Origin of the sequence: Amycolatopsis saalfeldensis (genome assembly GCF_900110575.1) — a bacterium.
GTDB classification, from domain to species: domain Bacteria; phylum Actinomycetota; class Actinomycetes; order Mycobacteriales; family Pseudonocardiaceae; genus Amycolatopsis; species Amycolatopsis saalfeldensis.
The window spans coordinates 405,227-428,192 of record NZ_FOEF01000003.1; the positions used below are offsets into that span (position 1 = coordinate 405,227).

The following is a 22,966-nucleotide window of genomic DNA, read 5'->3' on the forward strand; positions in this document are numbered from 1 at the left end:
ACCTGGATTATCGCCTCTCGCGATAACTCTGACCACTATTTTTCGTTGGACCGAATGAGTCGGCGCGGGCATCGTGGAAGGCACCAGCTTCTCCCGGAAGGCCACCATGCTCGACATCGCCCCTCGCGTCCTGTCCCCGGTCCGGCGCGTCAGCCACGGCTGGGGATTCCGCGTGATCGCGTTCGCGTTCGCCGTGTCCCTCTCCTTCTCGACGCTGCCGACACCGCTGTACGCGTTCTACCAGCAGCGAGACGGCTTCCCGACCTTCGTGATCACCGTCGTCTTCGCCGCGTACGCGGTGGGCGTGATGGCGAGCCTGTACCTCGCCGGCCACGTCAGCGACTGGCTCGGCCGGCGTCGCGTGATCCTCGCCGCGACGCTCACCGAAGCGCTTTCGGCGGTGATCTTCCTGGTGTGGCCCGAAGTTCCCGGCCTCATCGTCGCCCGGCTGGTGTGCGGCGCCGGGATCGGCGCGCTGACCGCGACCGCCACCGCGCACCTTTCGGAGCTGCGCGCGATCGCGCGGCCGCAAGAGGACCCGGGCCGGGCGGGCCTGGTCGCCACCGTGGTCAACATGGGCGGCCTCGCGCTCGGCCCGCTGGTGGGCGGCTTCTTCGCCCAGTTCGCGCGAGGGCCGCTGACCACGCCGTTCCTGGTCTTCCTGGCGTTGCTGCTGGTCAGCGCGCTCGCGGTGAGCCTGGTGCCCGAAACCGTCGAGCGGCGCGAGGAGCGCCCGGCGTACCGGCCGCAGCGGATCTCGCTGCCGCCCGCGGCCCGGCCCGCGTTCGTCGGCGCGGCGATCGGCGTCTTCGCCGCGTTCGCGATCACCGGGCTGTTCATGGCGCTCGCGCCGACGTTGCTGGCGCAGGGCCTGCACGAATCGGGCCGGCTGCTGGCCGGGATCGCCGCGTTCTCGATGCTCGGCTCGGCGGCGCTCGCGCAGCTGCTCTTCGCGCCGATGGCGACCGGTCTCCAGCTGCGGATCGGTTACGCGTCGATGGTGGCGGGCCTGGTCGTGCTGCCGGTTTCGGTGTTCGTGCCCACGCTCTGGCTGTTCTTCGCCGGCAGCATTCTCGCCGGCGCCGGGGTGGGGCTGGGGTTCCGCGCGTCGGTCGGGACCGTCGCCGCGCTGGCCGACCCGCTTTCGCGCGGCGAGGTGCTCGCCGCGCTGTTCCTGGCGGCGTACGCGGGACTCGTGGTGCCGGTGCTGTCCGTCGGGCTCGCCGTGGTGTGGGTGCCGAGTTCGGTGGCGCTGCTGGGGTTTTCGGTGGCGGAGCTGGTGCTGCTGGGCTTCTCCGCCCGCCGGGCGTTCAGCGCGTCTAGCGGGGCAGCCGCCCGGCGGTGAGGCGGACGGTGAACCCGTGGTCGTCGCGGACCATCGCCACGTGCTCGCACAGCTGGTGCGCCAGCCACAGCCCGAGCCCGCCGGTGGTGCGGTCGGCCGCGGGCAGCAGCCCGGCGAACGGGTCGGCCGGGCCCGGGCCGGTGTCGTGCACGGTGACCACGGCGTGGCTGTCGTCGGACCACAGGCGCAGCCGGACCGGGCCGCGGCCGTGGCGGTGCGCGTTCGTCACGACCTCGCTGACCGAAAGCACCAGGTCGTCCAGCGCGTCCGGCGAGAGCGCCGCCCGGTTCGCTTCGGTCACCGCGCGCCGCGCGGCCGCGGGCTCCGGGTCGGCCAGGTCCAGCTGCGGCGGCCGGAGCTGGACCGGGTGCGGCGGCACCGGCCACGGCGCGGTGAGGAACGCCCGCGGCTCGATGTAGTCCGCTGTGGACACCCCGTCGGGGCCGGTGACGAGCGGGTGGGTCCGCCGGACGTCGTCGAGCACGTGCGGCGGCGCGACCCGGGTGTCGTAGGCGCAGAGCGTCCGCACCGGGAATTCGGCGTAGGCGTGGTTCACCGCCGACTCGTACCGCGCCCACCAGTCCCAGGAATAGCCGAACGCGACCGGCGGCAGCTCACCGACGATGCGGATGTCCGAGGCGCCAGCGGCGACGTAGTCCGCCATCCGCTTCCGGTACGCCTTGAGCACCGAAGCGGGGCGCGCGTACAGGTCACCAGCGGCGACGAAGGTGAGCCCGGCCGGATCCGCCACGGCTTCGTACACCAGCTCGGCGCGCCGCGGCTCCAACGACACCAGCGCCGGCTCGCCCGACTTCACCGCGGCTTGGAGGAACGGGACGGCCAGCGCCAGGAACTCCTCGTCGGAGGAGTGGCAGAAGGCCTGGTGCTCACTGTGCGCCCGGCCGGCCCCAGGCAGGGCCGTCACGCGCGGTGTCCCGCCGGCGAGCATGCCGGAACCGGCGGAAGAGGCAGGATGGTGGGCAGGGCTCGGTGACGCGGGCACTGAGTGTGCTTCTCGCGGGGGGTCCTGGGCGGGGCCGGTAGCTGGGTGGGGAGGGCCCCGGGCCGGGCCGGTGGCTGGGTGGTGGGCAGGGCTCGGTGACGCGGGCACTGAGTGCGCTTCTCGCGGGGGGTCCTGGGCCGGCCCGGCAGCTGCGTGGGGAGGGCCCCGGGCCGGGCCGGTGGCTGGGTGGTGGGCAGGGCTCGGCGACGCGGGCACTGAGTGCGCTTCTCGCGGGGGGTCCCGGGCCGGCCCGGCAGCTGCGTGGGGAGGGCCCCGGGCCGGGCCGGTGGCTGGGTGGTGGGCAGGGCTCGGCGACGCGGGCACTGATTGTGCTTCTCGCGGGGGGTCCCGGGCCGGCCCGGCAGCTGCATGGCGGGCAGCTTACGCCGCCGGGTTCCGGTCACTGGTCACGCGCCGTGTTCCGGCGCATGGTCACGGTCGTGCCGTCCGGTCGCCGCGGGCATTCGCTGGTGTCGGCGAGGCTGCGGATCAGCAGCAGGCCCCGGCCGTGGGTGTCCTCGGGCGGGTTCCCGGCGCCGTCGTCGGGTGACCACGACCGTGAGCTCGCCGTCCCGGATCGTCGCGAGGAGGTCGAGCACGCTGCTCGGCGGTGTCGGCCACCGCCGATGCCGCGCCCGGACACCCCCTTGGCCGGCGCGCGGCCCGGCTCGATCAGCGGCTCCGGGAGTGGCGGGGCCGTTCACACCGCGCCGCCGGACAGGTGGTGCACGCGGATCAGGGCGATGTCGCCGCCGTCGCCGGACAGCACCGGTTCGGCGTAACCGGCCCGCTGCATCGGAGATGCACCTCGTCAGCGCCGATTTTCCTTGGTACAGCGGAGATTTCGGCACAGCGTCGCAGCACTCGGCAAATGTCCGTACAAACTGGACCGACATTTCCCGCGAATTGTCCGAACCGACCAGGATGTGAAACCGGTTGGCGCCCATCGGTTTCCGGCTTAGCTTCGGTGCGCGGCGGATCTTGTCCGCCGCATCGCGACGAGGGGAGCCGGGGCGTGGCGACGGGCGAGATCACGGCGATGGCACCGGTCGGGCTCGGCTGGCTCGTCACCCGGATCGGCGAGCGGACGGCCCGCGGCATCGCGAGCGCCGTCTCCGGATTGATCCGTGACGGCGAAATGCTGCCCGGCGCCCGGCTTCCGACGGTGCGCGCGCTGGCCGCCGAGCTGTCCGTCAGCCCGACGACGATCGCCGAGGCCTGGGCGCAGCTCCGCACGGCCGGGCTGATCGGCACGGGACGTCGGCGGGGCACGACCGTGCTGGCGCCACCGCCCGGTCCGGCGGCGGCGAGGTCGTTCGAAGGCTGGCGCACCGTCGACCTCGAACACGGCCTGCCCGACCCGGCGCTGCTGCCGCCGCTGGAGGACGCCGTCGCCGCGGGGGTGCGCACGGAGCGGTTGAACAGCTCCTCCAAGGATTTCATCACCCCACGGCTGCGTGCCGCGGCGAAGCCGACCTGGCCGTTTCCCGCCGAGGCCTGGACGGTCGCGGCGGGCGGGCACGAGGGCATCACGCTGGCCTGCCAGTCCGTCGCGCGACCCGGCGACGTGATCGCGGTGGAGGAGCCGACGGCGCCGTGGCTGCTGGAAATGCTGCGCCGGTCCCGGATCCACGTCGTCCCGGTGGCCTGCGACGAGGACGGCCCGCGGCCGGAATCGCTCGCGGCCGCGCTGGCGCACCGGCCCGCCGCGTTCGTCTACCAGCCGCGGGCGCACGTGCCGCTGGGCCATTCGGTGCCCGCCGGCCGCGCCGCCGCGCTGGCGGCAGAGCTGGCCGCCGGCCCGATCGTGATCGAGTACGACGACCTCGGGCCGCTGGCCTCCGCGCCCGCCGCGAGCGTCGGCACGCACCTGCCGGACCGGGTGCTGCTGGTGCGCTCGTACTGCACGGCGTTCGGCCTGGAGCTGCGCAGCTGTGTGCTCGCGGGCGCGGCGCCGCTGGTGGAGCGGGTGCGGGAGCTGCGGACGTTCGGCCTGGTCTGGTCGAGCCGCATCCTGCAGGACGCCCAGACGTTCCTGCTCACCGACGCGGCCACCGGCGTGCTGCTGCGCCGCACGCGCCAGCGCTACGCCGAGCGCCGGGCCGCGCTCGCGAACGCGTTGGGGGACAACGGGATCCGGGTTTCCCCGGCGGACGGGCTGGCGCTGTGGGTCCCGGTGCCGGACGAGACCCGCACCCTGGTCACCCTGGCGGCGAACGGCGTTTCGGCCGGACCCGGCACCCGCTGCTTCGCCCGGCAGCCGCCCGCGCCGCACATCCGCGTCGCGATCGGGCAGCTCCCCGACGACCCGGACCTGGTGGCCGACCTCGCGACGATGATCGCCACGGCCGCGGACCGCCGTCCGCAGCGGTCGGCCTGAGCGAGGGCAGGAACCGATGACCGAGTCCGTCCTGGGCAACGCCGCGTGGGCTTCGCTCACCGGCCCGCACGCGCACTTCGCCGAGCGGAAGGGGCAGGTGCTGCGGTATCCGGTGGACGTCGCGCCGTTCCTCGCGGTGCCGGACGAGCCCGACGAGCACGTCTGGCGGGACATCGCGGACCTCGCCGGCCCGGGCGCGGTGGTGCCGCTGCCCGCGCAGGCCGGCCCGCCGCCGCCCGGCTGGGAGGTCTTGCGCGCGGCGGCCGGCGTCCAGCTCGTCGACGACCGCGTGGCCGCCGCGCCCGACCCCGAGGCGGTCCGGCTGACCGCCGCCGACGTGCCCGAGATGCTGGACCTGGTCGCCAGGACGAAACCCGGCCCGTTCCGGCCGCGCACCGTCGCACTGGGCACGTACCTGGGGATCCGCCGGGACGGCGCGCTCGTCGCGATGGCCGGGGAACGGCTGCACCCGCCGGGCTGGACGGAGATCAGCGCGGTCTGCACCGACCCGGCCTTCCGTGGCCGGGGCCTGGCCGCCCGCCTGGTCCACGCCGTCGCCGCGGGCATCCGCGACCGCGGCGAGACCCCGTTCCTGCACGCCGCCGCGACGAACACGAACGCCATCCGGCTCTACGAAACGCTCGGGTTCCGCCTGCGCCGCCGCACGGTCCTCGGCCGGGCCCGCGTCCCCGCGGACGACCGGCTCGGCACCCACGCCCGCTAAGGCGCTCGCCCGGGCTTCAGGGCTTGTGAGTGTTTAGGACGGTTTGGGTTCTGGGGGTCGTTGCAACAATCAGCAACGCGCCGCAGGCCACGTCGGGTCGCTAACTCTCGTTGGCGGAGCGGGAGGAAATCATGATTCTGTATGCCCGGGAGCTGCCGAAGGCGGAGATCGCGCGGCGGCTGGGCAGGGATCGTTCGACGATCGGGCGGGAACTGGACCGCAACAGCACTGCGGAGGGCTATCGGGCCAGCACTGCACAGCGCGCGGCCGAGCAGCGCGAGACGGCCGAAGACGGCCACACTGGCCGCGGACCCGGTTCTGGCCGAGCGGGTGCAGCAGGACCTGTCGGCACGGTGGTCCCCGGAACAGATCACTGCCAGGCTGACACCAACGGCCTGCTCAGCCAGTACTTCCCCAAAGGCACCGACCTCTCGGCGCACAACCCCGAGGACCTCGCGAAAGTGGCCGCCGAACTCAACGGCCGCCCCTGCAAAACCCCTCGGCTGGGACACCCCAGCCGAACGACCCACCATACTACTGTCCTAAATAGATCACGTTGCGACGATCGCATGAATCCACCCCGTCCTAAACACCCGCGAGCCCGGGCCGGGTCAGGAGTCGGTCAGCGGCAGCCCGGGCGGGTTCACCTGGGCGGCCGGCACGGCTTCGTTGCCGAGGCCGTAGGCGGCGAGCCACTTCTGGTACTGGCCGTGCGCGATCAGGTAGTCGATCGCGTCCGCGAGGGCGGGGGCGAGGCCGTTTCCCTTCTTGGTGGTCGCGGCGATCAGGCCCTGCAGCGAGGATCCGGCGCCGGAGTACTTGCCCGCGCCGCGGGTCGGGTTCGGGGTCTTCGCGGTTTGCGCGGCGTGGTAGGCGATGCCGGGATTGGGCGCGAAGTAGGCGTCGATGCGGTGCGCGGACAGCGCGAGGTAGGTGCTGTTCTTGTCCCCGAACGTGCGGACGTCGAGCTTCTTCCCCTCCGACTTCAGCTTTCCCTGCCACGCCAGCAGGATCTTCTCCTGGTTGGTGCCCGAGTCGACGGCCACCGTCTTGCCGGCGAGGCCCTCGTAGTTCCCGTCGAAGTTCCAGGAATCGGCCTTGTTCACCTCGAAGCCGAGGTTGTCCTCGCGGTAGGAGGCGAAGTCGAAGCCCTGCTGCTTGCGCTGCTCGGTCACGGTGATGTTGGAGAACCCGGCGTCGAACTGTCCACTTTGGATCCTGACGAACAGGTTCTGCCACGAAGCGTTCTGCACCTCCGGGGTGAGCCCGAGCACGGCGGCGACGAGGCGCCCGAGGTCCGGCTCGGCGCCGGTGAGGTTCCGCTGGTCGGCCCCGACGTAGGCCAGCGGCGGGAACCCCGACGGCAGCGCGCCGACGCCGATGACCAGCTTCCCGCTGTCGAGGATCTTCTTCGGCACCTTGGCGCGGATCTCCGGCACCGCGGTCACGCTGAGCTGCACGGGGTTCGCGTCGGCGGTGTTGCCGGCGACGGTGACGGACTGCGGTCCGCGCGGGCTGGTCGCGGCTTCGGTGGCGCCGCCGCAGGCGCCGGCCAGCAGCGCGACGGCGGCGAGCACGGGCAGGATCGAGCGGGTTCTCATCGGTTCTCCTGGGTGGTGCGGACGACGCGGCCGAGGAACTCCCGGGTCCGTTCGTGCGCGGGACGGTCGAGGACGGTGGCGGGCGGGCCCTGCTCGACCACCCGGCCGGCGTCGAGGAACACGACGTGGTCGGCGATCTCACGAGCGAACGCGATCTCGTGCGTCACCACGATCATGGTGGTGCCGGAGCGGGCGAGGTCCTTGATCACGGCGAGCACCTCGCCGACGAGCTCCGGGTCGAGCGCGGACGTCGGCTCGTCGAACAGGATGAGCCGGGGCTCCAGCGCCAGTGCCCGCGCGATCGCGACGCGTTGCTGCTGCCCGCCGGAGAGCCGGCGCGGATAGGCGCCGGCCTTGTCCGCCAGGCCGACGCGCGCGAGCAGCTCGCGTCCGCGGGCCTCGGCGTCGGCCCGGCGCTGTCGCTGCGTCACCACGGGCGCCTCGACGACGTTGTCCAGGATCGTCAAGTGCGGGAACAGGTTGAAGCTCTGGAACACGAACCCGATGCGCGAACGCTGCCGCAGGATGGCGCGTTCGCTCAGCTCCTTGAACCGGTCGCCGTGCACGCGCACGCCGATGAGCTCGCCGTCGATGCTCACGTAGCCGCTGTCGAGCCGTTCGAGGTGGTTGATCGTGCGCAGCAGCGTCGACTTGCCCGAGCCGGACGGCCCGATCACCGCCGTCACCTGGCCGCCGGGCGCGGTCAGGTCGATGCCGTCGAGCACCCGGGTGGTGCCGTAGGACTTCACGGCGCTGCGCACGTGGACGGTGGCGCTCACCGGGCCACCCCCATCGAGCGCAACCGGGCGCGGAAGCGCTGCAACGGCGTCGGCGGGACGGTCCGCAGCGCGCCGCGGGAGAAGTAGCGTTCCACGTAGTACTGGACCACCGACAGCACGCTGGTCAGGATCACGTACCAGACCGTGCCGACCAGCAGCAGCGGGATGATCTGCCCGCTGTTCGTGCTGGCCTGGGTCTCCACCACGCCGAACAGCTCCAGCAGCGACGTGATGTAGACGACCGACGTGCCCTTGAGCAGGCCGATCAGCTGGTTGGCGTAGGCCGGGACGATCGCGCGCGTCGCCTGCGGCAGGATGATCCGCCGGTACTGGCGCGAGCGCGGCAGGCCGAGCGCCGCGGCGGCCTCGAGCTGCCCCTGGTCCACCGAGATGATGCCGGACCGCACGATCTCGGCGGCGTACGCGGCTTCGTTGAGGCTCAGCCCGAGCACGGCGACCACGAAGAAGCTGAGCAGGTCGGTCGCGCTGAACCGCGCGAACGACGGGCCGAACGGGATGCCGAGGCTCAGCGTGCTGTACAGGGCGGTGACGTTGGCCAGGAACAGCAGCAGCACGATCAGCGGGATGGAGCGGAAGATCCAGACGTAGGCCCAGGAAACGGCCTGGAGCAACGGGTTCTTCGACAGCCGCATGAGGGCGAGCACGACCCCGCCGGCGAGCCCGAACACGGCGCTGAGGCCGGTCAGCTCCAGCGTGAGCAGCAGGCCGTCGAGGATCACCGGCCGCAAGAACCAGTAGCCGAACACGTCCCACTGGAACACCGGATTGGTCGCCAGCGCGTGGGCGAGCTGGGCCAGCAGGACGAGCACCACGGCGGCGGCCACCCAGCGGCCGGGCCTCCGCAGCGGGACGACCTTCCGGGCGGCGAGCTCACGCAGGCGTTCGTCACCCGCGGGCTCGGCGGCGGGCCTGGTGGCCGGGGGAGAACTCAACAGGGGCTCCTGGGGGACGGCGGGGCGTGCGGCCGGTAGCCACTGTCGCCCGCGCGATCCGCCGTGTCGAGTGTCCTCTCCGGACTCCCACATGCTGAACCGGGCAGGTGGCCGACGGTCTTTGTGCCGGTGTTGTACCAGGACTGTCCATTGTGGAGTTAGAAGGAAATACGCTTGTCCGTCAACGGTGTTCAGGGAGTGGGACCGGACATGACGGGCGTCGCCGAACTGCTCGTGGAGGGGCTCCATGATGGTCGGTGCCGGCCGAGCAGCGCCGAGGTGGTCCACGCCAGCGGCGCGTCGAGCGTCTCGGCCAGCTGCGCCCAGCCGGGTCTTGGCCGCGAGGACCGCGTCGGCCGCTTCCTGCCTCGCGGTTGTTCGCCTTCGGCGAGAGTGGTGGCGCCCGGGCGGGACGGGCGACAGGGTGGGGGCATGAGGCTTCTTGTATTGGGCGGAACGGTTTTCGTCGGGCGGACGGTGGCGGCGGAGGCTTCGCGGCGCGGCCACGAGGTGGTGTGCGCGGCGCGCGGGGAGTCCGGCACGGTGCCCGACGGCGTCAAGCTGGTGCGCGTCGACCGGGATGCCGAGGACGGGCTCGCGCCGCTCGACGGCGAGGAGTTCGACGCGGTCGTGGACGTGGCGCCGCTTTCGTTCCCGTGGGTCACGCGGGCGCTCGGCGCGCTCGCGGAACGCGCCGGGCACTGGACGTTCGTCTCCACGGTGAGCGTCTACACCGACGCGGAAACCCGCGGGCAGACCCCGGCCACCGGTGCGGTGCACGAGCCGCTCGAACAGCACGCGACGGTCGAGCAGCTGCGTGCCGAGGGCGGGGCCGGACTGTACGGCGCGATCAAGGCGGCGTCCGAGAACGCCGTGCGCGCGGCGTTGGGGGAGCGCGCGTTCGTGGTGCGGCCCGGCCTGATCACCGGTCCCGGCGACAGCAGCGACCGGTTCGGCTACTGGCCCGGCCGCCTCGCCCGCGGTGGGCGCGTGCTCGTGCCGGCGTCGGACCGGCCCGTGCAGTACCTCGACGTGCGTGACCTCGCCGAGTGGATCGTCACGGCGGCCGAAACCGGTCTGGGCGGCACCTTCGACGGCGTCGGCCCGATCCGCCCGCTCGGCGCGCTGCTGGCGGACATCGCGGCGGCAGTGGGCGGTGACGCCGAGCTGGTGCCTGCCACGGACGCCCAGCTGACGGCCGCCGGCGTCAACCCGTGGAGCGGGCCGCGTTCGCTGCCACTGTGGCTGCCCGCCGACCACGCGGGCCTCGCTTCACACGACCCGGCACCGTCCCTCGCGGCGGGCCTGCGAACCCACCCGCTGGCCGACGCCGTCGCAGGCGCCCTCGACACGGAGCGAAACCTCGGCCTCGACCGCGAGCGGCGCTCGGGACTGTCGGCAGCGGAGGAGACGGAAGTGCTGGCAGGCCTGTGAAACGCGGCGGCCATTGTCTACGGTGGACGGTTGCTCGGTAGGCTCACGGGCGGTCGCCGCACGGTCGCTGGGTGGGGCACTGGGGGTGGTCGCCGGGTGGGGCCGTTGGGGGATGGCCTTTGAGTGGGGCGCCGGGGATGGGCGCTGGGGAATGGTCGCTGGGTGGCCGCCGAGGGTTGGGCGGTGGGGAATGGTCGCTGGGTGGCCGCCGAGGGCTGGGCGCCGGGAATGGTCGCCGGGCTGGATGCTGGGGATGGTCGTGGGGTGGGGCGCCGGGAATGGTCGCTGGATGGGCCGCCGAGAGATGGGCGCTGGGGGATGGTCGCCCGGTGGGGCGTCGGGAATGGTCACTGGCTGGGGCGCCGGGGGATGGGCGTCAGGAATGGTCGCTGGGTTGGGTGCTGGGGGATGGTCGCCGGGTGGGGCGCTGGCAATGGTCGCCCGGTCGGCCACCGACAATGGCTGCCGCGCGGTCGACCGGTGGGGCCGGTGACCGGTCCGTCCGGGTCCCAGTGGACGATCAGCTGGCGGCGAGCCACTTCGCGCGCGCACCGGGGCCCGGCACCCAGCAGCCGCCGGAGGGGGTTTCGGGCTCGTCGTCTTCGGGCAGGGCCAGCAGTTCGGGGAACACCTCGGCGGCGGTGCCGGTCGAGCGCCACAGCCAGGTCCGCGGGGTGAGCACCTGTTCCTCGGTGCTGGGCAGGCGCGCGGCGGCGACGTCGTCCTCGGCGTTGAGCCGGATCACGTCCACCACTGAACCGTGCGCCCGCACACCGACGACGGCGAGCACCTCACCCTGTTCGTCGGACGGGTGCACGAACTGGTAACCGCGGGAGATCAGTTCCCGGAGGCCGGCTTCGACGTCGAACGGAGCTGGGTCGGTCATGGCCCCCGCCTTCCGGTCCGGTGTGTGCCGCCGTGGCCACGGCGCTCGCTTCGTCCCCTTGATGATCCGGACGCTAGCACGCTCACCCATTAGAGTGAGAGGACATACTTTGTCTTCTAGCCGAAAGTTTGATGTTCTGTAGAAGTAGTGACAACGCCGGAGAAAGTGCACTCATTGGAACACGAACCGCCCCGCCTAGCTGAGTCGACAAGATAACGACGTTCCTACCGTCGACTGTGGAGTGACACTTTCATCGACAAGTGTCACCACCGTCGAGTGGCAAGCCTGTTGGCGGCCTGGCAAGGACGGTTAGCATCGGAGCCGTCCCGCCGGAAGCTCCCGAGGCCGGAAACGCGCCGCGCCCGGCCGGCGATCAAGCGCCGCTCCCGCTGCCGACAGCACCTGGGGTCCGTGATGGTCCAGTACACGCTGGTCGTCGGTGGTCTGCCGCTGGCCGGCGCGCCCGCCTACCTGGCCTTTCTGCTGCACCGGCGCCGTTGGGGCACCGCTCGCCCGCCGCTGCCGGCCGAGGAACTGCGCGCGGTCGCCGACGTGCTGCCCCGGACCCGCCCCGTCCTCCCGCCTGTTGACGGCCCGGGCGCCGAGCAGTGCGCGCCGTGCCTGAGCTGCCGGCCGCCGATCGTCCCCGCGCCCCGCCGTCCGGAATCAGCTCCGGTGAAACGGGCCGGGGTCGCCTGACCGCCCTGGCGTCAGCGCACCCTTCGCGGCGCCCCGAACCGCGCCGGGACGCCGGGGGAGAACAGCACGCTCACCGGTTCCCCGCTCACCGGGACACCCGCGGCGGGCGCCAGCTCGTCGGAAAGGTGCAGCAGCGTCGCGCGGTGCAGGGGCCACTGCGGGTGGTCGTTGGGCACGTACAGGGTGCGGCCGTGCCAGCTGACGTGCAGGCCCCAGCGCGCGGTCAGGAACTGTTCCAGCGTCGTGGGCCGCCCGATCGGCGGCCCGGTTCGCACCGCCAGCGTGCTTTCCGTGTGGTGCCACCGCGTTCGGCAGCGGTAGGTGAGCAGGTCGCCGTCGCGGCGGAGGCTCATCGACGACCACCGGTAGGGCAGCGAGAACCCCAGTCGCCCGGCCAGTGCCGGCACGAGCCGCGCCGCGTCGAGCGACCGGAAAACCACCCCGCGCCGGCCGGCCGCGTCCACCGAGTACAGCCGCACGTTCGTCTCGCAGAAGCTCCCGAAGTACGGCACCGCCGGCCCGCCGAAGGGCCGCACGCGGTCCATCCGGAACGGCACCAGCCCGACGTAGGTGGCCCCGCCCAGCACGTCCGGCCGCGTGCCCGCCGGCAGCAGCCCCGCGACCGCCGCCGGCTCCACCGCCCAGTGCACGAACGTCAGGTCCCGCCACCACTGCGCCAGCACCCCCCGGCCGACTCGCCGCGGGGTCGTCACGCTGATCGGCTCCACGACGTCGTCCACCGCGTCCACGCTACGGAACGCCCGGACGCGCCTCGCCGGCAGCGCGAGCGGGAGGCGGGACCGCCCCCAGGACGGCCCCGCCTCCCGGTCCGGGGTCAGCCGCAGTGGCCGGAGGGGGCGTCGAACTTCGTGGTGCCGATCGAGCCGCCCCAGGTGACGCACTTGCCGGCCGCCGAGGCGGTGACCGGGCCGGCGAACCAGGAGTACGAGCCGGAGTCGGTCTGGCGGGTGCCGCCGGCCACCTGGAGGTACGCGGCCGTGGCCGTGGCGGTGCCCTCGGCGGCCGTCTTCATCGTGGTCACGCAGTTCTTGCCGTTCGCCGCGTTGTAAGACAGGTAGACGGTGCCCGCGGCGCCCAGCGAACCCTTGTCGATCACGGTGTAGCCCGCGCCGCAGGCCGGGGCGCCGAGCTGGGCGTCGGTGAAGGTGGCCCAGCGGATCGAGGAGTACGGGCTGGTCGAGCCGGCCTCGAACAGGACGCCCGCCGTGCTGGCGGTGGCCGTCGTGCCGAGCGCGATGAGGTCGGAGTAGGCCGTGTCCTGGCTCCACACCAGGAATCCGTCGGCGTCGCCGGTCCAGCTGCCGCCCGCGTCGAACGACGAGCGGATGCGCAGCGCGTGCCGGTCGTTGCACACCGACGGGCCGGCGAACAGCAGCCGCGTGTACTGGCCGCCGGTGTCGGGGGTGCTCATCGCGACGGTCGAGCCCTGCACGTCCGGCGTCTTGGCCAGGTCGGGCTCGGTGACGAACTTCTGGCTGAACGTCTGCCCGCCGTCCGAGCTGATCGCGTACGCACGCTCCACTGTGGAGCACATGGTGCCCGAGTTGTTGCGCGCGGACGCGTAGATCCGGCCGTCCGGCAGCTCGGTGAGGCTGATCTCCTGCGGGTTGAGCGTGGTGCTCGCGTCGGTGGCGCCGCGGTGCCAGGTGGCGCCCCGGTCGTCGCTGTAGGCGATCGAGCCGGTGCCCGGCGCCGTGCTGGACAGCTGGTAGCTCATCCCGGCGACGATTCGTCCTTTGTGGACACCGCGGGTGAGCACCGAGGCGTGTGACGGCCCGGTCGCGAGCCAGCCCGGCGCGGTGGTGAAGCCCAGCTGCGTGGTGAGCACCTGCGGCGCGGCCCAGGTGGTGCCGTTGTCCTTGCTGATGCTGACGCGCGGGACCCGCCCGCACGAGGCGTGCGGCGCGATGCACTGCATCACCGAGAGCAGCACGACCCGGCCGTTCGGCTCGTCCGCGGTCGGCGGGACGACCACCGGGGTCGGGTTTCCCTTGGTGTCGCCGAAGCCCTGGATGACGATCTGCGGGGCGGACCAGGTCTTGCCGTTGTCCTTGGAGCGCTTCATGACGGTGTCGATGTCGCCCGCGTCGGCGCACCTGTTCTTGCGGCCCTCGGCGAAGGCGAGCAGGTCGCCGTTGTTCGCCTTGACGATCGCCGGGATGCGGAAGCACGAGTAGCCGTTGGTGCCCGCCTGGTACACCACGGTGGTGGCCGCGTCGGCCGAGGCGGCGGGGACCGCCCCCGGGACCGCGGCCACCGCGGCGGCCCCGGCGAGGCCCGCGAGCAGCGCTCGCACGGCACGTCTGATTCTCACTGTCGTCTCCGTCCTGGGGAGTAAGAAGTGCTCCCCAGGCTCCGGCGCCGCCGTACACGCCCCGTACAACTGCGCCGGAAACCCTTTTGTACCAAAGGAAGGAGTTTCCCTTACGGTGACCTCGCCGTTATCATCCCACGTCCTACCTACTGGGCCAGCCGGGGGAACAGCGCTTCCGCCGAAGTGCGGTGCACGGCGGCCAGCCCGGCCTCCGGAAGGTCCTCGTAGGTGTCCAGCCAGGTGTCGAACCTCCGCCGGGACGGGGCGGGGTTGAAGGGGAAGTCGCTGCCGTACAGGATGTGGCCCGGGGCGGCGAAGGCGAGCAGCGACGGCAGGGACGTCGGCGTGGAGGACAGGGCCGTGTCGAAGTAGAAGCGGCGCAGGCCTTCGAAGATGCTTTCCTCGGTGGTGCCGGGGTTGAACATCGACGCGAAGGTGAAGCGGTGCGCGGCGTAGGGCAGGAACCCGCCGGCGTGCGAGAGGATCACGCGCAGCCTCGGGTGCCGGTCGAAGACGCCGTTCGCCACCAGGTGCAGCGCGCTGCGGGTGGTGTCGAACGGGAAGTCCAGCACCGGGCTCGGCAGGCCCTCGAGCCGGGGCATCGGCGGTTCCGCGGGGTGCACGAACACCACCGCCGAGCGCGCGTCCAGCTCCGTCCACAGTGGCTCGTACGACGGGTCGCCCAGATAACGCCCGTGGGCGTTGGAGAGCAGCACGACGCCGTCCGCGTGCAGTTCGTCCAGTGCGCGCACCGCTTCGGCGGTCGCGCCCTCGACGTCGGGCAGCGGCAGTACGGCGAACTGGCCGAAGCGGTCGGGCCGGTCCTTGACGAGTTCGGCGTGGTAGTCGTTGGTCGCCCGGGCCAGCTCACGTGCCGCGGCGTCGTCGCCGAAGTGGACGCCCGGGGCGCTGATCGACAGCACTCCGGTGGCGATCCCGGCCCCGTCCATCATCGCGAGCGCGCCGGCGGGGTCCCAGTCCGGGATCGGCCAGCCGCCCGGGGTCTGTCCGCCCTCCTCGAACGCGTGCCGGTAGGCGGGCGGGAGCAGATGCTGGTGGACGTCGATCTTTCCGGTCATGGTCGCTAGGCTCCTAATAGATAGGTTGCTAACTATTGTGCTGCTAAGCTACCACTCGTGAAGCCCTCCGCGCTGTCCGATACCGAGGCCGACGAGATCGGCCAAGCCGCCGACGAGCTGTTCTTCGCGATGCGCAAGGCGCGTTCGGCGGGCGCGGACCAGGACGGCGGCCTCTCGCTGCCGCAGCTCACCCTGCTGGAGCCGCTGGCGGCCGAGGCGGAGCTGCCCGTGGGCCGCCTCGCGGCCGCCGCCGACGTCACCATCCCCACCGCCACCCGCATGCTGCAACAGCTGGAGGCGGCCGGCGCGGTCACCCGGCGGCGCCACCCGGACGACGAGCGGAAGGTCCTGGTCGGCCTCACCGCCGACGGCGTGACCCGGCTGAACCGGCTGATGTCCCGCCGCCGCGAGCGCCAGGCCCGCGCGTTCGCCGAGTTCACCCCGGCGGAGCGCCGCCAGCTGGTCGCGCTCCTCGGGCGGCTGACCGGGGTGATGAAGGAGTTCCGCGAATCCGGCTGAGCGGTGAACCGGACGGCGCGCGCCCTCGTGTAGGGAGCACTGCTTCGAGGGAAAGGATTCTCGTGTCCCCCTTCACGCGTTTCCGGTCGCGCCGCGCTTCCGCGCCGTCCGCCGACGAGCTGCCCGACGCCGAGCCGCCCGCCCGGACCCGGGTACGGCGGGTCGCAGCGGTAATGCTGACGGTCGCGGCCGCCCTGCTCGTGCTGTTCGGCCTGCTGGCCCCGATCACCCTCGCCGCGCTGACCCCGGCGGCGTTCTTGAGGCTGCCGGTGGAGGCGCTGGTGGTCGCCGCGCTCGCGGTGGTGCTGCCGCCGCGCTGGCGGCGGGTGCTGGCCGTGGCGGCCGGCGCCGTCCTGGGCGTGCTGACCGTGCTGAAGGTGACCGACCTGGGCTTCGACGAGGTGCTGAGCCGGCCGTTCGACCCGATCCTCGACTGGAGTTTCGTCAGCGCCGGCCTGGACTTCCTCGCCGGCGAGCTGGGCGGGCCGGGCTCGATCGCCGCCGCGGCGGGAGTGGCGGCGGTGATCCTGGCGGTGGTCGTGGGCACCACGCTGGCCGTGCTGCGCCTGACGCGGCTCGCGGCCGGCCGGCGCACGGGCTCCACCCGCGTGATCGCCGTGCTCGGCGTGGCCTGGATCGCCTGCGCCGTGACCGGTGTCGAGCTGGCTCCCGGGCAGCCCGTCGCGTCGCGCAGCGCCACCAACTTCGCGTACGCCGACCTGCGGCAGGCGCGCACGGACCTGAACGACAGCCAGGAGTTCGCGGACCAGCTCGCCGCCGACCCGTTCCGCGCCACCCCCGGCGGCCGGCTGCTGAACGGCTTGCGCGGCAAGGACGTGCTGCTCACCTTCGTGGAGAGCTACGGCCAGTTCGCGATCCAGGGCTCCGATATCGCCCCGGCGATCGACAAGCAGCTCGACGCCGGCACCGCCACCCTGCGTGACGCCGGGTTCTCCGCCCGCAGCGCGTTCCTCGATTCGTCCACTTTCGGCGGTGGCAGCTGGCTCGCGCACTCCACCGTGCAGTCGGGCGCCTGGGTCGACAACCAGCAGCGGTACAACAACCTCCTGGCGAGCGACCGGCTTTCGCTCACCCGCGCGTTCGGCCGGGCGGGCTGGAAGACGGTGCAGGACGTGCCCGCGCACACCCAGCCGTGGCCGGAAGGCAAATACTACGGCTTCGAGCAGTATTACGACGCGCATGGCGTCGGCTACCGAGGCCCGGGCTTCGCCTACGCGACGATGCCCGACCAGTACACGTTTTCCGCGCTGCAGCGCAACGAGCTGGCCGCGAAGGACCGCCGTCCGGTGATGGCCGAGATCGACCTCGTGTCGAGCCACGCGCCGTGGTCGCCGCGTCCGTCCCTTGTGGACTGGAACAAGGTGGGCGACGGCTCGGTCTTCGGCCCGATGCCCGCCGCGGGGGAGGCCCCGGAGTCGGTGTGGCGCGATCCGGACCGCATTCGGGCCGCGTACGGGGCGGCCATCCGGTATTCGCTCGACACGCTGGTCTCGTACCTGAAGACCTATGGCACGGAGAACACCGTCCTGATCTTCCTCGGCGACCACCAGCCCCCGGTGGTCACGCCGCCGGGAGTCTCGCACCAGGTGCCGGTCACGATCGTGGCGAAGGACCCCGCCGTGCTGGACCGCATCAGCTCCTGGCACTGGCAGGACGGCCTCCGCCCGAGTCCCGCCGCGCCGGTCTGGCGGATGGACGCCTTCCGGGACCGGTTCCTGACGGCGTTCGCGAAGTAGCGTGCCGCTCCCGCGCCGGACGGCGGGATCGGGGAAGCTGGGGCGGTGAGCAGTGAAACCCCGGAACGGCAGGACGGCCAGGGAGCGGGCTACCGGCGATCGGCCGGGTCGGCGCGCGGGCAGGCGCGGCGGCGCGAGCTGCTGGAGCGGGTGACCGACGACCTGGCCGTCAACGGGCTCGTCGACTTCTCGCTGCGGCGGGCCGCGCGCGCCGCGGGCGCCACGCACAAGGTGCTGCTCTACCACTTCGACAGCGCGGAGGACCTGCTCGGCCAGGCCGTCTTCACGCTGCGCGAGCGGCGGATCGGCAACGCGATGGCGGCCATGGCCGAGGGGGCCGAACGGCGCACGCTCGCCGAGCGGGTGCGCGTCGCGTGGCACACGCTGCGCGACGAGGAACCCGGGCTGCAGCGGGTGCTCGACCAGGCCATCGGGCTGGCCATGTACGACCCGGCGCGATACGGCGATCTCGGCCACGGCGCTTCGGCCCAGTACCTGCCCCTGCTCGTTTCGTACTGCCCGCCGCACTGGACCGGGCCGCGCAAGCTGGAGGTGGCGCAGATGATCCTCGCGACCCTGCGCGGGTTCACCGTGCACCGCGCCATCGGCGGCGAGCCCGAAGGCGCCGAGGCCGGTTTCGCGGCGCTCGTGCGTGCGCTGGACCGCGAGGAGGCCTGAGCCGGCGGGGCGATGGACAGTTTGCGAACCACGTGGTTCACTTCTCTCGGCGGGACCAGTCCGGGAGGTAGTCATGCAGCGCGAGAAAGTCAGGTTCGACAGCGGCGGCACGGAGTGCGCCGCCTGGCACTACCCGGGGGCGAACGGCGCGTGCGTGGTCATGGCGGGCGGCTTCGGCGTGACCAAGGAGCCCGGCACGGACCTGTTCGCGAACCGGTTCCAGGCCGCGGGATTCGGCGTGCTGGCCTTCGACTACCGCCACCTCGGCGAGAGCGGCGGGTCGCCTCGCCAGGTCGCGCGGGTGGGGGAGCAGCTGGCCGACTGGCACGCCGCGGTCGGCTTCGCGCGGACGTTGCCGGGGGTCGACCCGGAGCGCGTCGGGATCTGGGGGTTCTCCGCGTCCGGCGGTCACGTTTTCCTCGTGGCCGCCCAGGATCCGCGGCTGGCGGCCGCGATCGCGCAGACGCCGAACGCGGACGGCCCGGCGACTGCCCGCAACGCCGCGCGGTACCAGAAGCCGTTCGCGATGCTGCGGTTCACCGGACGCGGGATCCTCGACGCGCTCGGCAGTCTCGCCGGGCTCCGGCCGCGGCTGGTCGCGCTGGCCGGGCCGCCCGGCACGGTGGCGCTGCTGACCACACCGGACTCGCTCGACGGCGAGCGCGCGCTGCGCGCCGAGCGGTACCCGGACTGGGAGCAGGCCGCGGCCGCCCGCTCGGCGCTGCGGATGACGCTCTACCGGCCCGGCCGCGCGGCGGCACGCGTGCGCGGCCCGCTGCTCGTCGTCGTCGCCGACCAGGACCGGTCGGCGCTGGCCGAACCGGCCGTCGCCGCCGTCGGCCGGGCGCCCCGGGGCGAGCTGGTGCGGGTGCCCGGCGGGCACTACGCGCCGTTCCTCGACGAGCACGAGCACGTCGTCGAAGCCGAGGTTTCCTTTTTGCGGCAGCATCTTCTGGCCCCGGCGCGGACGGGGACGGCCTGACCCGGTGCGCTCAGCGTTCCAGCGGGACCGCCGTCGCGCCGGTGAAGCGGGGTGATTCCGCCTCGTCGAGCATGGCCGCGGCGACGGTCGCGCGGCTGACCCGCGCGGGGAAGAGCCGCTTCGGGACGTCGCCGAGGCCGAGGGTGCGACGGGTGCCGCTCACCGGACCGGCCGACAGCGGGCCGGCGTGGAAGACGGTGCCGCCCGCGGCCAGTATCGCGGTGTCGGCGCCGACCTTGTCGGGGATTTCCTTGCGCAGGAACAGCTTCAACAACGTCCGGGTCACCGGGCCCGCGGCGGTGCCCGACGCGCCGGTGCCGAACGCGCCGAGCCACAGCACCCGGCCGGGGCGGGCGGCCAGCACCGCCCGCGCGCCCGCGGTCAGCGTGCCGGGCGGGCCGGAGGTGGAGGCGCCGAGGCCGGACAGCACCACCCCGGCGCCCCGCAGAGCCTGGGCGATGGACTCCGGATCGTGCACATCGGCGGCCACCCGGCGCAGGCGACCGGCGTCCACAGTGTCTCCGGTGGCTCCGAGGTCGATGCCTTCGGGCCGCTGCACGTCGGCGGCCACCGGGCGCAGGCGGCCGGCGTCCACAGGGTCTCCGGCGGCTCCCAGGTCGATGCGTTCCGGCCGCCGCGCGATGGCGGTCACGGTGTGCCCGCGGGCCAGCGCCTGGCGGGTCAGTTCCAGCCCGGTGCCGCCCGAGGCGGCGAGGATCGTCAGCTCCACCGCGATCAGTCCACAGTAGACAAGGCGGTGACCGCGGCCTCGTGCAGCGCGGGCGCCGTGACGAGCAGGTCCGGGCTGCCGGGACGCCAGGGCGAGCCGTCGATCCGGGTCGCGACCGCCCCCGCCTCGGTGGCCAGCAGCACCCCGGCGGCGATCCCGGACAGCACCGGCTCGTACTGCCAGAACACGTCGTTCTGCCCGTTCGCGAGCAGCAGCAACGGGAACGTCGACGGCACGGACACCCGCACCAGCAGCGCCCGGCCCAGCATGGCCGTCACCGATTCGCCGATCCGGCGGTACGTGCGCTCCTGCCCGGGCTCGGCCTGCCCGGTGGTCGCGATCGCCGCGTCGAGGTCCCGCTTCGCCGAGACGCGCAGCGGCGCCCCGTCGAGCCAGGCGCCTTCGCCGCGCGCGGCGGTGTAGGTGAGGTCGCCGATCGGCTGGTGCACAACGGCCAGCACGGGCTCCCCGTCGCGCAGCAGCGTGACGCTCACCGCCCATTCGGCCAGGCCGTGCACGTGATTGACGTTGCCCTCCACCGCATCGACCGCCCACCATTCGCCGGGTGGCAGCTCGGTCGTCTCGTGTTCTTCTTCGACCCAGCCGGCGCCGGGCCGCGCGGCCGTCAGCTCGGCGCGAAGGCCGTCGAGGGCGACGGCGTCGTTGTGGCGGACCGCGGTGGCCATGCCGGCTCGGTCGGCCGGGCGCGCGTCGGGGGAGTGGATGGCGAGCAGCCGCGCGCCGGCTTTCTTGGCGGCTTCGGCGACGGCGGTGTGCAGGGTCATGGCGTGCCTCCGGGGTTTCGGTGATCTCCTGCCCCCGACGCTAAGGCGATCCAGTCATGACTTCCAGTGCAATCTCGGCAACTCAACAGTTACCCTCGTGCAGGTGGACCTCAACCTGCTCGTCGCCCTCGACGCCCTGCTGGAAGAAAACAGCGTCGCCGCGGCCGCCGACCGGCTCCGGCTCTCCGCCCCGGCGATGAGCCGCACCCTGGCCCGGATCCGGCGGGCGACCGGCGACGACATCCTGGTCCGCACCGGCCGCACGATGAGCCCGACGCCGCGCGCGCTCGAACTGCGCGACGAAGCGCACGAGCTCGTCCGCCGCGCCGCCGCCGTGCTGACGCCCGCGCGGGAGCTGGACCTGGCCGGGCTCGAGCGCGTGTTCACCGTCCGCGGGCATGACGCGCTGGTCGACGCGCTGGCCCCGCTGCTGGTCGGCGCGCTCGCCGAGGCGGCCCCGCGGGCCGGGCTGAGGCTGCTGGCCGAAACGTCGGCCGACAGCACCGACCTCGCGCGCGGCCACGTCGACCTGGAGGTCGGCGCGACCCGGCCGGCGCGGCCCGAGATCGCGGCCGAGACGATCGGCGCGGACCGGGTGGTGGCCGCGATGCGGTCCGGCCACCCGCTCGCCGAGGGCGACCTCACGCCGGAGCGGTTCGCCGCCGCCGTGCACGTTTCGGTCTCGCGCCGCGGCCGGCGGCACGGCGCGATCGACGAGGCGCTGACCGGCCTCGGGCTGAGCCGCCGCGTGGTCGCGTCCCTGCCCACCAGCGCGGCCGCGCTGGACCTGGCCGCGGGCAGCGATCTGGTGGCGGTCGTCGCCGAGCGCGTCTGCCGTCCTTTGTGGACGAAGCGGGGCCTGGTGGTCCGCACGCTGCCGTTCACCCTCCCGCCGGTGCCGGTGGTGCTCGCCTGGCACCACCGGCACGACAGCGACCCGGCCCACGCCTGGCTCCGCGCCGAAGTCCGGCGCGCGCTGGAAACCGTGGTCGCGCCCGAGCAGCTCACGCCGTGACGAGCCGGTCCTCCCGGGCGGCGGCGCGGCGGTCCGACCTTCCGGACAGCAGCGCCAGTCCGAGCGCGAGCACCGTCATCACGGCGCCGACCCAGTTGGTCGACGCGTAGCCGTAGCCGGCCGTGATCACCACGCCGCCCAGCCAAGCGGCGAGCGCGTTGCCGAGGTTGAACGCGCCGATGTTCACCGCCGAAGCGACGGTCGGGGCCGCCTCGGCGCTGGCCAGCATCCGCATCTGCAGCGGGGGCACGGTCGCGAAACCGAAGCCGCCCAACAGGAACAGCGTGACGATGGCGGGCACGGCAGCGTGCGCGGTGAAGGCGAACACGGCCAGCACCACGGCGAGCGCGGCCAGCACCGTGTACAGCGTCGGCATCAGCGCGCGGTCGGCGAACCGGCCGCCGAGCAGATTGCCCAGCACCAGCCCGACGCCGAAGAGCACCAGCAGCCAGCTGACCGCGCCCTGGGGCAGCCCGGCGACTTCGGTCATCATCGGGGCGATGTAAGTGAAAGAAGCGAACACGCCGCCGAAGCCGAGCACCGTCGTCCCGATCGCCAGCCACACGCGGGGGTGGCGGAACACGGCGAACTCGGCGCCGATGCGCGCGTTCACCGGCCGCGCGGTGTCCGGCACGAGCGCGGCCACGCCGAGCAGGCCGAGCACCCCGAGCCCGGCGACGACCCAGAACGTCGCGCGCCAGCCCAGGCCCTGGCCGATGAACGTGCCCATCGGCACGCCGAGCACGTTGGCCAGCGTCAGCCCGGTGAACATCAGCGCGATGGCGCTCGCCTTCTTCTCGGGCTGGACCAGGTCGGCGGCCACCACGGCGCCGACGCCGAAGAACGCGCCGTGCGTGAGCGCCGCGACGATCCGGCCGGCCATCAGCGCGCCGAAGCTCGGGGCCAGCGCGGACAGCACGTTGCCGGCGATGAACAGGACCATCAGCAGCAGGAGCAGGTGCTTGCGGCGGATGCGGGTGCCGAGCGCGGTCATTGGCAGCGCGCCGGCCGCCACGCTCAGCGCGTAACCGGTGATGAGCCAGCCCGCCGCGGGAATGGACACCCCGAAGTCGGCGGCGACCTCGGGCAGCAGCCCCGCGATCACGAACTCCGTGGTGCCGATGCCGAACGCGCCGATGGCCAGCGCGAGCAGTGCGAGCGGCATGGTGCTTCCTCCTGTGACTCTGGTGCGTACGAGAACTACCGTCGCTTACAATAGTTGCACACGCCTGATATATGCCAGAGCTGACTACAGGTGTGATCGGTTAAACTCGGCGGTGGC

The 22,966-nt window shown here is 73.1% G+C and carries 22 protein-coding genes and 2 pseudogenes; 12 read left to right on the plus strand and 12 right to left on the minus strand.

Features of this window, described 5'->3' with window-relative positions:
• Positions 1-73: 73 nt before the first annotated feature.
• Positions 74-1,345: an MFS transporter gene (locus BMY97_RS09510; protein WP_425425245.1), complete on the plus strand. Its 1,272-nt coding sequence runs from the start codon at positions 74-76 to the stop codon at positions 1,343-1,345.
• On the opposite strand, the gene BMY97_RS09515 is transcribed toward BMY97_RS09510, so the two are convergent.
• Both BMY97_RS09515 and BMY97_RS49335 read right to left on the minus strand, forming a co-directional pair.
• Entirely contained in the window at positions 1,320-2,270 is a 951-nt protein-coding gene (locus BMY97_RS09515; RefSeq protein ID WP_218156734.1) for a sensor histidine kinase, read from the minus strand. The genes BMY97_RS09510 and BMY97_RS09515 overlap by 26 nt on opposite strands.
• 478 nt (positions 2,271-2,748) lie before the next feature.
• Positions 2,749-2,991 (minus strand): ATP-binding protein, encoded by a 243-nt coding sequence (locus BMY97_RS49335; RefSeq protein ID WP_091615565.1) that lies wholly within the window; start codon positions 2,989-2,991, stop codon positions 2,749-2,751.
• Positions 2,992-3,363: 372 nt separating this feature from the next.
• On the opposite strand from BMY97_RS49335, the gene BMY97_RS09525 reads away from it, so the two are divergent.
• The 4 genes and pseudogenes from BMY97_RS09525 to BMY97_RS45885 form a co-directional block, all read left to right on the plus strand.
• Positions 3,364-4,728, plus strand: a complete 1,365-nt coding sequence (locus BMY97_RS09525; protein ID WP_177231251.1) for an aminotransferase class I/II-fold pyridoxal phosphate-dependent enzyme — start codon at positions 3,364-3,366, stop codon at positions 4,726-4,728.
• A 16-nt stretch (positions 4,729-4,744) separates the two neighbouring features.
• On the plus strand, positions 4,745-5,452 hold the full coding sequence (locus BMY97_RS09530; RefSeq protein ID WP_091615569.1) for a GNAT family N-acetyltransferase: 708 nt from the start codon (positions 4,745-4,747) through the stop codon (positions 5,450-5,452).
• 68 nt (positions 5,453-5,520) lie between these two features.
• Positions 5,521-5,836, plus strand: a pseudogene (locus BMY97_RS48285) (transposase); the annotation flags it as partial.
• A pseudogene (locus BMY97_RS45885) lies at positions 5,836-5,998 on the plus strand (IS30 family transposase); the annotation flags it as partial. The pseudogenes BMY97_RS48285 and BMY97_RS45885, both read left to right, overlap by 1 nt.
• Before the next feature lie 65 nt (positions 5,999-6,063).
• Here BMY97_RS45885 and BMY97_RS09540 read toward each other — a convergent pair.
• The 3 genes from BMY97_RS09540 to BMY97_RS09550 are packed head-to-tail and all read right to left on the minus strand — an operon-like array spanning position 6,064 to position 8,785.
• The gene (locus BMY97_RS09540; protein ID WP_091615572.1) at positions 6,064-7,053 is read right to left on the minus strand and encodes a transporter substrate-binding domain-containing protein; all 990 of its coding nucleotides are present in this window, start codon (positions 7,051-7,053) and stop codon (positions 6,064-6,066) included.
• Entirely contained in the window at positions 7,050-7,832 is a 783-nt protein-coding gene (locus BMY97_RS09545) for an amino acid ABC transporter ATP-binding protein (protein WP_091615575.1), read from the minus strand. Before BMY97_RS09545 ends, BMY97_RS09540 begins: the two co-directional genes overlap by 4 nt.
• On the minus strand, positions 7,829-8,785 hold the full coding sequence (locus BMY97_RS09550; protein WP_218156735.1) for an amino acid ABC transporter permease: 957 nt from the start codon (positions 8,783-8,785) through the stop codon (positions 7,829-7,831). The genes BMY97_RS09545 and BMY97_RS09550 overlap by 4 nt, the downstream gene beginning before the upstream one ends.
• 432 nt (positions 8,786-9,217) lie before the next feature.
• On the opposite strand from BMY97_RS09550, the gene BMY97_RS09555 reads away from it, so the two are divergent.
• The gene (locus BMY97_RS09555; RefSeq protein WP_091615577.1) at positions 9,218-10,219 is read left to right on the plus strand and encodes an NAD-dependent epimerase/dehydratase family protein; all 1,002 of its coding nucleotides are present in this window, start codon (positions 9,218-9,220) and stop codon (positions 10,217-10,219) included.
• A 520-nt stretch (positions 10,220-10,739) separates the two neighbouring features.
• Here BMY97_RS09555 and BMY97_RS09560 read toward each other — a convergent pair.
• On the minus strand, positions 10,740-11,105 hold the full coding sequence (locus tag BMY97_RS09560) for a hypothetical protein (protein WP_091615580.1): 366 nt from the start codon (positions 11,103-11,105) through the stop codon (positions 10,740-10,742).
• Positions 11,106-11,519: 414 nt separating this feature from the next.
• On the opposite strand from BMY97_RS09560, the gene BMY97_RS09565 reads away from it, so the two are divergent.
• Positions 11,520-11,804: a hypothetical protein gene (locus tag BMY97_RS09565; protein ID WP_091615583.1), complete on the plus strand. Its 285-nt coding sequence runs from the start codon at positions 11,520-11,522 to the stop codon at positions 11,802-11,804.
• A gap of 11 nt (positions 11,805-11,815) precedes the next feature.
• Here the strand turns inward: BMY97_RS09565 and BMY97_RS09570 are convergent, their stop codons facing one another.
• From BMY97_RS09570 to BMY97_RS09580, 3 genes are all read right to left on the minus strand, one after another.
• A complete protein-coding gene (locus tag BMY97_RS09570) occupies positions 11,816-12,544 on the minus strand; it encodes a YqjF family protein (RefSeq protein ID WP_218156736.1) in 729 nt (242 codons plus the stop codon).
• 95 nt (positions 12,545-12,639) lie between these two features.
• A complete protein-coding gene (locus BMY97_RS09575; protein ID WP_091615585.1) occupies positions 12,640-14,139 on the minus strand; it encodes a sialidase family protein in 1,500 nt (499 codons plus the stop codon).
• A 146-nt stretch (positions 14,140-14,285) separates the two neighbouring features.
• Positions 14,286-15,218 carry an amidohydrolase family protein gene (locus BMY97_RS09580; RefSeq protein ID WP_091615588.1) on the minus strand — a complete coding sequence of 311 codons (933 nt, stop codon included), beginning with the start codon at positions 15,216-15,218 and terminating at the stop codon, positions 14,286-14,288.
• 57 nt (positions 15,219-15,275) lie between these two features.
• Between BMY97_RS09580 and BMY97_RS09585 the strand changes: the two genes are divergently transcribed.
• The 4 genes from BMY97_RS09585 (at position 15,276) to BMY97_RS09600 (ending at position 19,154) form a co-directional block, all read left to right on the plus strand.
• Positions 15,276-15,737, plus strand: a complete 462-nt coding sequence (locus BMY97_RS09585) for a MarR family winged helix-turn-helix transcriptional regulator (RefSeq protein WP_245787237.1) — start codon at positions 15,276-15,278, stop codon at positions 15,735-15,737.
• Between the two features lie 173 nt (positions 15,738-15,910).
• Positions 15,911-17,494, plus strand: a complete 1,584-nt coding sequence (locus BMY97_RS09590) for a sulfatase-like hydrolase/transferase (RefSeq protein ID WP_177231275.1) — start codon at positions 15,911-15,913, stop codon at positions 17,492-17,494.
• Positions 17,495-17,539: 45 nt separating this feature from the next.
• A complete protein-coding gene (locus BMY97_RS09595) occupies positions 17,540-18,172 on the plus strand; it encodes a TetR/AcrR family transcriptional regulator (protein ID WP_091615591.1) in 633 nt (210 codons plus the stop codon).
• Positions 18,173-18,245: 73 nt separating this feature from the next.
• Positions 18,246-19,154 carry an alpha/beta hydrolase gene (locus BMY97_RS09600; RefSeq protein ID WP_091615594.1) on the plus strand — a complete coding sequence of 303 codons (909 nt, stop codon included), beginning with the start codon at positions 18,246-18,248 and terminating at the stop codon, positions 19,152-19,154.
• Positions 19,155-19,164: 10 nt separating this feature from the next.
• Here BMY97_RS09600 and BMY97_RS09605 read toward each other — a convergent pair whose 3' ends face one another.
• Together BMY97_RS09605 and BMY97_RS09610 are read right to left on the minus strand one after the other, a co-directional pair.
• Complete coding sequence (locus tag BMY97_RS09605; protein ID WP_091615596.1) at positions 19,165-19,884, minus strand: NAD(P)-dependent oxidoreductase; 720 nt, start codon at positions 19,882-19,884, stop codon at positions 19,165-19,167.
• Positions 19,885-19,889: 5 nt separating this feature from the next.
• Entirely contained in the window at positions 19,890-20,669 is a 780-nt protein-coding gene (locus BMY97_RS09610; RefSeq protein WP_091615599.1) for an inositol monophosphatase family protein, read from the minus strand.
• 103 nt (positions 20,670-20,772) lie between these two features.
• On the opposite strand from BMY97_RS09610, the gene BMY97_RS09615 reads away from it, so the two are divergent.
• Positions 20,773-21,684 (plus strand): LysR family transcriptional regulator, encoded by a 912-nt coding sequence (locus BMY97_RS09615; protein WP_342744017.1) that lies wholly within the window; start codon positions 20,773-20,775, stop codon positions 21,682-21,684.
• On the opposite strand, the gene BMY97_RS09620 is transcribed toward BMY97_RS09615, so the two are convergent.
• Positions 21,674-22,849, minus strand: coding sequence for an MFS transporter (locus BMY97_RS09620; RefSeq protein WP_091615604.1), 1,176 nt, complete (start codon positions 22,847-22,849; stop codon positions 21,674-21,676). The two genes, BMY97_RS09615 and BMY97_RS09620, sit on opposite strands and share 11 nt — an antisense overlap.
• Positions 22,850-22,966: the final 117 nt, after the last annotated feature.

Bases quoted from the DNA above. Each gene is read 5' to 3' on its own strand.
- BMY97_RS09530 (WP_091615569.1), top strand. From the start codon at position 4,745: ATGACCGAGTCCGTCCTGGGCAACGCCGCGTGGGCTTCGCTCACCGGC.
- BMY97_RS09620 (WP_091615604.1), bottom strand. From the start codon at position 22,849: ATGCCGCTCGCACTGCTCGCGCTGGCCATCGGCGCGTTCGGCATCGGC.
- BMY97_RS09580 (WP_091615588.1), bottom strand. From the start codon at position 15,218: ATGACCGGAAAGATCGACGTCCACCAGCATCTGCTCCCGCCCGCCTAC.
- BMY97_RS09560 (WP_091615580.1), bottom strand. From the start codon at position 11,105: ATGACCGACCCAGCTCCGTTCGACGTCGAAGCCGGCCTCCGGGAACTG.
- BMY97_RS09555 (WP_091615577.1), top strand. From the start codon at position 9,218: ATGAGGCTTCTTGTATTGGGCGGAACGGTTTTCGTCGGGCGGACGGTG.
- BMY97_RS09610 (WP_091615599.1), bottom strand. From the start codon at position 20,669: ATGACCCTGCACACCGCCGTCGCCGAAGCCGCCAAGAAAGCCGGCGCG.
- BMY97_RS09540 (WP_091615572.1), bottom strand. From the start codon at position 7,053: ATGAGAACCCGCTCGATCCTGCCCGTGCTCGCCGCCGTCGCGCTGCTG.
- BMY97_RS09565 (WP_091615583.1), top strand. From the start codon at position 11,520: ATGGTCCAGTACACGCTGGTCGTCGGTGGTCTGCCGCTGGCCGGCGCG.
- BMY97_RS09600 (WP_091615594.1), top strand. From the start codon at position 18,246: ATGCAGCGCGAGAAAGTCAGGTTCGACAGCGGCGGCACGGAGTGCGCC.
- BMY97_RS09590 (WP_177231275.1), top strand. From the start codon at position 15,911: ATGCTGACGGTCGCGGCCGCCCTGCTCGTGCTGTTCGGCCTGCTGGCC.